Origin of the sequence: uncultured Anaerococcus sp. (assembly GCF_963510575.1) — a bacterium.
In the GTDB taxonomy this organism is placed as follows: Bacteria; Bacillota; Clostridia; order Tissierellales; family Peptoniphilaceae; genus Anaerococcus.
In genome coordinates, this window is the sequence record NZ_CAUPFR010000055.1 from 1 (window position 1) to 10,795 (window position 10,795).

General features: G+C 35.2%; 10 protein-coding genes and 1 pseudogene. All 11 read right to left on the reverse strand.

Annotation, left to right across the window (positions count from 1 at the left end):
• Positions 1-351: pseudogene (locus RQ907_RS05325) on the reverse strand (UDP-N-acetylglucosamine 1-carboxyvinyltransferase); the annotation flags it as partial.
• Positions 352-360: 9 nt separating this feature from the next.
• Entirely contained in the window at positions 361-990 is a 630-nt protein-coding gene (gene upp, locus RQ907_RS05330) for a uracil phosphoribosyltransferase (RefSeq protein WP_311492347.1), read from the reverse strand.
• Positions 991-1,001: 11 nt separating this feature from the next.
• Positions 1,002-2,036, reverse strand: coding sequence for an L-threonylcarbamoyladenylate synthase (locus RQ907_RS05335; protein WP_311492348.1), 1,035 nt, complete (start codon positions 2,034-2,036; stop codon positions 1,002-1,004).
• Entirely contained in the window at positions 2,037-2,975 is a 939-nt protein-coding gene (locus RQ907_RS05340) for a cation diffusion facilitator family transporter (protein WP_311492349.1), read from the reverse strand.
• The gene (gene prfA / locus RQ907_RS05345) at positions 2,976-4,052 is read right to left on the reverse strand and encodes a peptide chain release factor 1 (RefSeq protein ID WP_311492350.1); all 1,077 of its coding nucleotides are present in this window, start codon (positions 4,050-4,052) and stop codon (positions 2,976-2,978) included.
• A 3-nt stretch (positions 4,053-4,055) separates the two neighbouring features.
• Positions 4,056-4,850 carry a peptide chain release factor N(5)-glutamine methyltransferase gene (gene prmC, locus RQ907_RS05350; protein WP_399522362.1) on the reverse strand — a complete coding sequence of 265 codons (795 nt, stop codon included), beginning with the start codon at positions 4,848-4,850 and terminating at the stop codon, positions 4,056-4,058.
• A 52-nt stretch (positions 4,851-4,902) separates the two neighbouring features.
• Positions 4,903-5,106, reverse strand: a complete 204-nt coding sequence (gene rpmE / locus RQ907_RS05355; RefSeq protein WP_311492352.1) for a 50S ribosomal protein L31 — start codon at positions 5,104-5,106, stop codon at positions 4,903-4,905.
• 65 nt (positions 5,107-5,171) lie between these two features.
• Positions 5,172-6,479 (reverse strand): transcription termination factor Rho, encoded by a 1,308-nt coding sequence (gene rho / locus RQ907_RS05360; RefSeq protein WP_311492353.1) that lies wholly within the window; start codon positions 6,477-6,479, stop codon positions 5,172-5,174.
• 48 nt (positions 6,480-6,527) lie between these two features.
• Positions 6,528-7,391 (reverse strand): class II fructose-1,6-bisphosphate aldolase, encoded by an 864-nt coding sequence (gene fba, locus RQ907_RS05365; RefSeq protein ID WP_311492354.1) that lies wholly within the window; start codon positions 7,389-7,391, stop codon positions 6,528-6,530.
• Positions 7,392-7,451: 60 nt separating this feature from the next.
• The gene (locus RQ907_RS05370) at positions 7,452-9,164 is read right to left on the reverse strand and encodes a proline--tRNA ligase (RefSeq protein ID WP_311492355.1); all 1,713 of its coding nucleotides are present in this window, start codon (positions 9,162-9,164) and stop codon (positions 7,452-7,454) included.
• Positions 9,164-10,795 (reverse strand): S1 RNA-binding domain-containing protein (locus RQ907_RS05375; RefSeq protein WP_311492356.1); only part of this gene is annotated, 1,632 nt, incomplete at its 5' end. The genes RQ907_RS05375 and RQ907_RS05370, both read right to left, overlap by 1 nt.

The following is a 10,795-nucleotide window of genomic DNA, read 5'->3' on the forward strand; positions in this document are numbered from 1 at the left end:
CGGAGCCTTGGTATAGGCTGAGTGAAACCTTGATAAAAGTGGTCCCATAACAACAAAGGACGCCCTCATTTTATCCATAAGTTCATAAGGTGTTTCGCTAGTATTAATAGCCGAAGAATTGATACTTAGGGTGTTTTTATCAAGATATTTTACTTGGCTACCCAAATGCTTCAATACCTCAACCATTATTTCAACGTCCTTGAGCTCAGGAACCCCATCTAATATTATTTCTTCAGTACCTAATACACAAGCAGCAAGTATAGGAAGTGCAGAATTTTTTGCACCAGATATATTAACCTCGCCCTTGAGAGGTCCATTAGATTTAATAATTAAAATTTCTTTTTTCGCCATTTCTATTCCTTACTTAGTTCCAAATAACCTATCTCCAGCATCTCCCAGTCCTGGAACAATATAACCATTTTCATTTAGCTTTTCATCTAATTGAGAAATGTAAACTTTAACATCTGGGTGTTTTTCTTCGAGAAGTTTAAAAGCTTCAGGAGCTGCTATAATTGACAATAATTTTATTGATTTACATCCATACTCTTTTAGCCTATCTATAGCATCACACGCAGATCCACCTGTAGCAAGCATAGGGTCAACAACTAGGATATCTCTGTTTTCAACATCGCTAGGGAGCTTGCAATAATATTCTACTGGTTGGAGGGTTTCTTCATTTCTATACATACCAATATGACCAATTTTGGCTGCTGGCAATACTTCAAGCACACCATCTACCATACCAAGACCCGCTCTTAGAATTGGAACTATACCAATTTTCTTTCCTGTAAGTCTATAACCAGTAGTCTTAGCAACTGGTGTTTCAACTTCATATTCTTCAAGCTCAAGGTCTTTTGTTGCCTCATAGGCAAGAATCATGGCTATTTCTGTAACCAAGGACCTAAATTCATTTGCTCCTGTATTCTTATCTCTAAGGATAGAAATTTTATGTTTTATTACTGGATGGTCTAATACTGTTACGTTTTTCATATCTTCTCCTATTATAAATAATTTACATCGTTTGCTGCTGCTTTTTTCATCCTATTCATTATACTCTTACCCAAATGATTTTCCCTTACACCTTCTGCAAGAATTATATCCACGCCAAGCCTGTCCATTTCTCTCAAAGATGAAAATAAAACATGACTCATAGTCGATAAGTCATTTCTTGATCCTAGAGATAAATATGGGTATGAGGCAAATTTATCTTTATCTTCATCAAAAACTAGGATACCAACTTTCTTGCCCTCTTCTTTATATTTATCAGCAAGCTTTAGTATATAAGCTGGCACATTTTCTCCAATGAAGACCCTAAGTTTTGCCTTAGGTGCATAATGTTTATATTTTTGCCCAGGTGATTTAGGAATCTTTGTAGAATCAACAAGGCTATCATCAAGTTTCATATCATCAAGGATTTCCTTTAGAAATTCATAAGTATAAAAACCTGGTCTTAGGATTGTTGGTTCATCTCCTGATAAGTCAATAACAGTTGATTCAATCCCTATATTTGATTCGCCACCATCTATTATTACTGGAATAATACCATCCATGTCCTGGTAAACATCGCTTGCCTTAGTTGGCGAAGGTCTCCCAGAAATATTAGCAGATGGTGCTGCTATCGGTGTATTAGCTTGTGAAATTAAAGCCAAGGCTACCTTATCTGAAGGAAATCTTATCGCTACTGTATCTCCTCCAGCTGTTACTGCATCTGGAATCAAATCAGATTTTTTGAAAATCAAAGTCATAGGACCTGGCCAAAGGTCAAATAATTTCCTATGTTTATCTGTAATCTCCTCTACTAGATTATCTAACATAGATATATGGGAAATATGTAAGATGAGAGGATTATCAGATGGCCTGCCCTTTGCCTTAAAAATTTTGCGACAGGCTTCATCATTCAAGCCATCAGCTCCGAGTCCGTAAACGGTTTCTGTTGGAAAAGCAACAAGGTCTCCATTTTTTATAAAACTCGCTGCTTTTTTTATAAAATCTATATTAATATTGTCTCTATTAATTTTTAAAATTTCAGTTTTCATTTAACCTTCTTTATCTTGGATATTGTAGGTTGGGTCGGAGTGAAGAGTAAGAATCACCCCTGTATTTTTTCTTATCTTTTTTTCTATAGAATCAATTTCTTTATGAAGTTCTGCCACTGTAATATTACCAGGAACTTCCACATGACAAGACCCAGCTATATGTCCCTTTCCATATTGATGGATATCTAGATGGTGGAATCCCCTTATATAATCTCCACTTAAGAGAATTTCAGAAATTTTTTCTTCGACCTCTTCATCTATTCTTTCACCTAAAAGATAGCCAACAGTTTCGTTAAATAATTCTATACCTGGTTTTGTTACAAAAAATGCTACTACAACACCCATGGCTGCATCCAAATTGAATGAAACATAATTTTGTAAAAATACGCCCAAAATGATTGCAGTTGTAGAAATAATATCATTTCTTGCATCAAGTAAGACTCCTAGATTTAAATCTGATTCTAAATCATGGTAGAGTTTAGAATTTAAAAGATAGATATAAACCTTAATCAAAATGCCAGAAAAAAGTATAACAAAAGACAAAAGGCTAAGTCCATTAGGATTTGGGTCATTAAAACTTTTTGCAGAATTAATAAATAGGTTCATTCCTACATACATTATCACTATAGATACCAAAAGTGCCATTACATATTCAACTCTACCATGACCGAATGGATGTTCTTTGTCGGCTGGTTTTTTTGAAAAACTAGACCCAACCAAGGACATAATTGACACAACTGAATCTGATAAGTTATTGAAGGCGTCATTTAAAATTGCTGTAGACCTAGTATATATTCCCAAAAATATTTTTGATAAAAATAGGAGAATATTCATGCATATACCCATTGTAGATGAAAGGCTAATTAAATTTAGCCTAACATTGGGATTGTCTATATTTTTGTAATCTTTAACAAATTTTTCAGCTAAAAAATTAAACAATTATTCGTCCTCGCCTACTTTTTCAAGCTTTCTTGTCTGGTCTTCGGCAATTAGGGAGTTAATCATATCTTCTATATCTCCATTTAGAAAATCATCTAATTGGTAGATTGTCTTGTTAATTCTATGGTCGGTAATTCTTCCTTGTGGGAAGTTGTAAGTTCTGATTCTTTCAGACCTATCACCTGTACCTACCTGGCTCTTTCTGTTGTCTGCAATTTCCTTGTTTCTCTTTTGCTCTTCAAGTTCGTAAAGCCTTGCTCTTAGGACTCTCATGGCCTTTTCCTTATTTTTGATCTGGCTTTTTTCGTCTTGGATAGCTACAACAAGGCCTGTTGGGATGTGGGTAAGTCTAACAGCAGAGTCTGTTGTATTTACTGACTGACCACCATTACCTGAAGACCTATAAACATCAGTCCTAATGTCATTTGGATCTATGTGGAGTTCAACTTCATCTACTTCTGGAAGAACAGCTACAGTTGCAGTTGAAGTATGGATTCTACCACCAGATTCTGTTTCTGGCACCCTTTGAACCCTGTGCACACCTGATTCATACTTTAATTTAGAATAAGCTCCCTCGCCTCTAACAACAAAGGTAGCATCCTTTATACCACCAACACCTTGGGTATTTACCTCGATTTCTTCTGTTTTAAAACCAGCCTTATCAGCATACATGTTATACATTCTATAAAGGTCGCCAGCAAAAAGGCCCGCTTCATCACCACCGGCACCTGGTCTGATTTCAACAATTACGTCCTTCTCATCGTTAGGATCTTTTGGAATAAGAAGGATTTGCATCTCATCCTTTAAAACTTCTAGTTTATCCTTATTTTCCTCAATCTCTTCTTTTAGCATTTGAATCATCTCTTGATCATCTGCTTCATTTATGAGCTCTTGGTTTTCTGATATGGTATCTTCAGCATTTTTTATTTCTTCATATTTCTCAACTACAGGCTTTAAGGAATTATATTCCTTAGAAACCTTCCTAAACTGGTCCATATCAGATAAAACGGCAGGATCAGCAAGTTTTGCCTCTAGTTGCTTGTAATTATCTCTAACATGCTCTAAATTTTCAAACATAATTTATCCTTTCTGTGCAATAATAAACCTATCAAAATCATTAAAATCTTTTATATTTTGTATATTTACAAAGCCTTGCTTACTAAGTAAATTATTCAAAATCTCTTTTTGATTATAGCCAATCTCAAACACCAAGTGTCCTTGATTGTTTAAATACTTACTAGCTTCGCTAATAATTTTCCTATAAAAGTCTAAACCATCCTCACCCCCATAAAGGGCTGATTTTGGTTCATAGTAAAGTTCTTTATCAAGTGATTCATAATCTTTTTTATCTATATAAGGTGGATTTGAAACAATTAAATCATAAGTCCCGCTTATATCAGCAAATAAATCAGATTTTATAAAATCCACATTTTTTATTCCTGTTAAAACTTTATTCTCGCAAGCAAGACTTAGGGCCTTATCTTCAATGTCAGAGCCAATAACAAGGGTATTCTTAATATTTTTTGCAAGGGCTAAGGCAATTGCACCTGTTCCTGTACCAATATCTAGAATTTTTTCCTTGGTAATTGGAGATTTTATTAAATAATCTACAATAATTTCTGTTTCAAATCTTGGTATCAAGGCTCTTTCATCAACCTTTAACTTTATATTATAAAACTCCCACTCTCCTATGGCATATTGAAGAGGATAAGAGTCCTTTCTCTTATTTATTATATCATTTAATCGCTGATTTTGCTCGCTATTTAAGTCTAAATTTTGATTCATTAATACATAAGACTTACTTTTGCCTAAAATATAGGTAAGGGCGATAAGACTTGTATCGTAATCTATTTTTAAAAAGTCTGATATTTTCATTATTTTACACAAAAATAAGGTAAGTTGCCTTACCTTATTATCTTTCATACTATTATTTTCTACCGTATTTCTTGTTAAATCTTTCTACCTTACCACCACGTTCAGCAGTTCTTTGTTTACCAGAGTAGAATGGGTGACAATTATTGCAAACTTCTACTTTGATTTCTTCTTCTGTTGAACCTACAGTAAACTCGTTGCCACATGACATGCAAGTTACTTTAGCTTGGTGATATTCTGGATGTAATTCTTTTTTCATAATTCACCTCTATTTTCATTTCAATAAGCAATATAAATTATACCAGCTGTAATAATAAATTCAAGTTATTTAAGTGATGAATTTATAAGTTCTACGAATTGTTTGTTTGACTTTGTCCTCTTCATCCAATCTATAAGTTCGACTATAGATTCAGTATTGTTTAAATCTGATTTTCTAAGTTTAAATACAGCTTCCATTTCTTCTTTGCTAAGAAGGAGGTCATCACGTCTAGTGGATGATTTTTCGATATTTATAGCAGGGAATATCCTCCTATTTGAAAGACGTCTATCAAGGTGTATTTCCATATTTCCTGTACCCTTAAATTCTTCAAATATCATATCATCCATCCTTGAACCAGTATCAACCAAAGCTGTAGCAAGAATTGTAAGTGACCCACCATTTTCGATATTCCTCGCAGCTCCAAAAAATTGTTTAGGTCCAACAAGAGCTAGAGGATCAAGACCACCTGAAAGGGTCCTGCCTGATTGAGGAGTCATAATATTGTAGGCCCTAGCGAGTCTTGTTAGCGAATCCAAAAGTATAACCACGTCTTTTTTCTCTTCGACAAATCTCTTGGCTCTTTCAAGCACCATTTCAGCTATATCTATGTGATTTTGAGGTGGCATATCAAAGGTTGATGCAGCTACCTCAGTACGCATCAAAATATTTTCCGGATCCCTATATTCATTTACAAACCTAATAAAATCTGTAACTTCTTCTGGTCTTTCGTCTATAAGGAGAACAATTATTTTTAAGTCGTCGTAATTTTTTTCAAGAGATCTCTCTATGTTTTTTATAAGTGTAGTCTTACCTGCCTTTGGTTGAGAAACTATTAATCCTCTTTGTCCTCTACCTATGGGGCTAATTACATCAATAATCCTACCAGAAATGTTATTTGCTTCTGTTTCTACGCTTATCCTCTCATTTGGATAAATAGGTGTCAAATCTTCAAACAAATCCCTATTAAAGGCATCAGCAGGTTTTATCCCATTTACTGTGGATACAAAAATAAGAGGAGAAAATTTATCCTTATCGTGTTTTTCTCTGGCAATACCTTCTATAAAATCGCCTGTTTTTAGCCTAAACATTTTTATTTGCTTAGGAGGAACATAAATGTCATCGTCTCCAGATTCATAAAGTTGGGTTCTCAAAAAGCCAAATCCATCAGGCAAAATTTCTAAAATACCATCACAATCAAATTTTGCACCAAGGTCATTTTCCCTAGCTTCTTTATTTTCTTCATCCTTATTTTTTTCTTCTTCTTCTATGAGTTTTATTAATTCATCTTTCCTATATTTACTAACCGATTCTATACCTAGGTCTTTGGCAATTTCTCTCAGGTCAACTAATTTTTTATCTTTTAAATTATCCATATTTTTATACAATAAAGGGGCCCTTGAGCCCCTAAAATTAAATCTTTATTATTTAGCGCTATTTTCGCTTCCGAACATGTCGATTTTTTCTTCAACTAAAGCTTGAACTGCATTGGTTCCTGGTAGGAGAAGTTTTCTTGGGTCAAATCCCTTACCTTTTTGGTCTTTTCCTTCTTCAATGTATGCTCTTGTTGCCTTAGCAAAGGCGATTTGACATTCTGTGTTTACGTTAATCTTAGAAACACCTAGGCTGATTGCTTTCTTGATTTGATCATCAGGAATACCTGTACCACCATGAAGTACTAGTGGCATTTTAACTGCTTCAGAAATTTCTTTTAGTCTATCAAAGTTTAAGCCTTGCCAGTCAGCTGGATATACACCGTGGATATTACCAATACCTGCTGCTAGGAAGTCAATACCACAAGCTGCAAGGTTAACACATTCTTCTACATTTGCAAGTTCACCAGCAGATGCTACACCGTCTTCTTCTCCACCGATACCACCAACTTCTCCTTCTACAGAGATACCTTTTTCGTGAGCAAGTCTTACGATTTCTCTTGTTTTTTCAAGGTTTTCTTCGATTGGGAAGTGAGAACCATCAAACATTACAGATGTATAACCTGCTTCTATACAAGCTTTTGCACCTTCATAAGTACCATGGTCTAAGTGGATAGCAACTGGAACAGTGATTCCTAGTGCATCATGTAAATTTTTTACAAGGTTGGCAACAGTTTTGAAACCACCCATGTATTTTGCTGCACCTTCACTAGATGAAATAATTACAGCAGTCTTTTTTGCTTCTGCAGCAAGTAAGATTGCCTTTGTCCATTCTAGGTTATTTGTATTAAAGTGTCCAATTGCGTAGCCTTTTTCGTAAGCTAGGTCTAACATTTCTTTTGCATTAACTAACATATTATCTCCTCCGGGCAGAGCCCTTTTTATTTCTATATATTATATCATACCTATCTTAGATTAATCTTCCAAATCTTTATAGATATTTTCACAAACAAGTTTTATAGCTTCCTCAGCGTCAATATTTTTATTTTCCATTTCTTTCCTAGTTGAATACTCAACTATAGAATCTTTGGCATCCTTTCCTACTGTAATCCTGTATGGAATACCAATTAGGTCCCTATCGTTAAATTTGACACCTGGACGTTCTTTCCTATCATCAAGTAGGACATCAATTTTCTTTGCCTTTAGGTCTTTGTAGATTTTCTCAGCTAAGTTTACTTGGTCTTCATCATTTGGTTTAATTAGGGTGATTATAACTTCAAATGGAGCTACACTTGTTGGCCAAATAATACCCCTATCGTCATGGTATTGCTCTACAATTGCAGAAATTGACCTAGAGATACCAATACCATAAGATCCCATTTCAAAATATTTAGATATACCATTTTGGTCTAAGAAAGTTGCCTCTAAAGCTTTTGAATATTTAGTTCCAAGTTGGAAAATATTTCCCACTTCAATACCTCTTGCAGATTTAAAAGTTCCTGAACCATCAAAGGCCTCATCTCCTTCTTTAGCCATTATCAAATCTTCAGCGATTTCTCCTTCAAAGTCCCTACCATAATTTGCATTGATATAATGGTAGCCAGGTTTATTTGCTCCTACAACTAGGTTATTTATTCTTGTCAAAGACTCGTCAACTATTACCCTAGCATCTTCTATACCGATTGGACCGGTATAACCAGCTGGTGCTTTGGTATGCTTTTCTATAGTAGCATCATCTGCCATTTCTATTTCATGTTCTGGTACCTTTAGATAAGCTATAAGCTTAGCCATATTTAATTCCCTATCGCCTGGCACAAATACAAACACAGGCTCTCCTTGAACTATAAGATCAATTGCCTTTGCGCATCTTTTTGCTTCAGTATTTAGGAAAGAAGATACATCTTCTATGGTCTTTTTGTCTGTAGTTTCAACAAGTTCAATTTCTTTTAATTCTTCTTCTAATGGTTTTATAATTGGTCTTGCCTTTTCATCTGTGTAGGCAGAAGAACTGTTTTCTGTATAAAGAATTACACCTTCTCCGCTTTCAGAAAGAGCTATGAATTCATGGGATTTACGACCACCCATAGCACCTGTGTCACCTTCAACAATTTTATAGTCAAGTTTCATCTTGTCAAAGGCATATTCATAGGCTTCCCACATATTCATATAGGCTTTTTCTAGGCCTTGTTGGTTTTCATCAAAGGTGTAGGCATCCTTCATCAAAAAGTCTCTAGACCTGTTTATACCAAATCTTGGTCTTTTTTCGTCCCTAAACTTATCTACTATTTGATAAAGATTTAGGGGTAACTGTTTGTAAGAATTTAATTCATTTTTTATTAAATCTACAAAAGATTCTTCGGCTGTTGGTCCTAGGGCATATTCCCTATCATGTCTATCTTTTAATTTAAACATTTCTGGACCAAAAGTTTCCCATCTGCCTGATTCATCCCAGATTTGTCTTGGCTGAAGGATTGAAGTTGCAACTTCAATTGCTCCGTAGCTATCCATAGCGTCTCTAACAATTGCCTCAATCTTGTTTAAAACTTTTTTGCCAAGAGGTAGGAAGGAATAAATTCCTGATGCTTGTTGTCTAATAAAAGCACCCCTTACTAGTAATTTGTGGCTGGCTGTTTCTGCATCAACAGGATCTTCTCTTAATGTTGGCATATAATAGTTCGATAATCTCATTAATTTACACTCCTCATTGAAAGACCAATTCTTTCTTTTTTCTTATCTATTTCTATAATTCTAACACTTACCACCTGTGAATTTGTTAATTCATCGTGTGGATTTTTTACAAACTTATCGGAAATTTCTGAAACGTGGACTAGGCCGTCAGTTCCAACTCCAATATCAACAAGGGCACCGAAATCAGTTATATTTCTGACCTTGCCCTTAAGAACCATACCTACTTTTAGGTCGTCAATTCCCATTATCTCTTTTTTGGTTAAGACTTCTGGATTATCCTCCCTCGGGTCACGACCAGGCTTTTTAAGCTCAGAAATAATATCCTTTAGGGTAGGAATTCCTACTTCGAGTTCTTCGGCGACTTTTTCTATATCTATCTTGTCTAAGTCCAAACCTTGAATTTTCTTTGCAATTTTATATGATTCTGGATGGACTGCTGTATTGTCCAAAATTTCGGGTGATGACGGAAATCTTAAGAAACCCGCTGCAAGTTCGTAAGTTTTCTTGCCTAGACCCTTAACATCTAACAAGTCTTTCCTATATACTAACTTGCCATCTTTGAAATCTTCCTCAATTCTTTTTGCAAGGTTTTGGTTAAGACCTGAAACATAGGATAAAAGCTTATAGGAAGCATTGTTTATTGCAACCCCAACTTCATTTACAGCATCTTCTACAACTTTAGAAAGCTCTTCATCAAGTTTTTTTCCATCCAAGTCGTGTTGGTATTGGCCTACTCCTATGTGTTTCGGCTCGATTTTTACAAGTTCAGCCATAGGGTCTTGGAGACGCCTTGCCATAGATATTGCGCCTCTTATTGTAACATCAAGGTCTGGAAATTCTTCTTCGCCCAAGCTTGATGCAGAATAAACGCTAGCTCCAGCCTCATTTACAATAGCATAGGAAACTCCCTCTACTTCTTTGATTAGTTTATCAACAACAAGTTCTGTTTCCCTGGAAGCTGTTGCATTGCCAAGGGCAATTAGGCTTACACCATGTTTTTTTATCAAAGCTTTTAAAGTTGCGATGGCTTCTTTTTCTTTTTTGTGGGGTTCTACTGGATAAATAACGGCTTGATCCAAATATTTTCCATTTTTATCAACAACTGCCACCTTACAACCTGTCCTAAAACCGGGGTCGAGTCCCATAACCACCTGACCTTTTATAGGCCTTTGTAATAAATACGGCTTTAAGTTGTTGCCAAAAACTCTTATTGACTCATCACTAGCTTCTTCTGTGAGTTTATTGCGAAGCTCTGTTGTAATTGATGGAACCATGAGTCTCTTGTAAGCGTCATCTATAGTTAGGTCTACTAAGTCTTTTTGGTAGGGATTAAAACTTTTACCCTCGCTTACTAGCTTATAGATTAAACTCTTGTTATAAGCATCAGAAAATTCGATTTTAACTGCAAGGATATCTTCCTTCTCAGCCCTATTTATAGCAAGGATCTGGAAAGACTTAAGGTCTTTAAGTTTTTTAGAAAAATCGTGATAGGATTCGTATTGGCTATCCTCTTCTGCCTTTAGACTTGTAATCAAAGATGCCCTTAGCAAACCATCACGTCTGATAATATTTCTAGCATCTATAGTATTCGCTATATCTTCTGCCAAAATGTCAAGAGATCTTGTTATAAC

What these genes read in the sequence shown, in the direction of transcription:
- prmC (WP_399522362.1), bottom strand. Translation starts at nt 4,850, where the DNA reads ATGAAAATATCAGACTTTTTAAAAATAGATTACGATACAAGTCTTATC.
- rpmE (WP_311492352.1), bottom strand. Translation starts at nt 5,106, where the DNA reads ATGAAAAAAGAATTACATCCAGAATATCACCAAGCTAAAGTAACTTGC.
- rho (WP_311492353.1), bottom strand. Translation starts at nt 6,479, where the DNA reads ATGGATAATTTAAAAGATAAAAAATTAGTTGACCTGAGAGAAATTGCC.
- prfA (WP_311492350.1), bottom strand. Translation starts at nt 4,052, where the DNA reads ATGTTTGAAAATTTAGAGCATGTTAGAGATAATTACAAGCAACTAGAG.
- RQ907_RS05370 (WP_311492355.1), bottom strand. Translation starts at nt 9,164, where the DNA reads ATGAGATTATCGAACTATTATATGCCAACATTAAGAGAAGATCCTGTT.
- fba (WP_311492354.1), bottom strand. Translation starts at nt 7,391, where the DNA reads ATGTTAGTTAATGCAAAAGAAATGTTAGACCTAGCTTACGAAAAAGGC.
- RQ907_RS05335 (WP_311492348.1), bottom strand. Translation starts at nt 2,036, where the DNA reads ATGAAAACTGAAATTTTAAAAATTAATAGAGACAATATTAATATAGAT.
- upp (WP_311492347.1), bottom strand. Translation starts at nt 990, where the DNA reads ATGAAAAACGTAACAGTATTAGACCATCCAGTAATAAAACATAAAATT.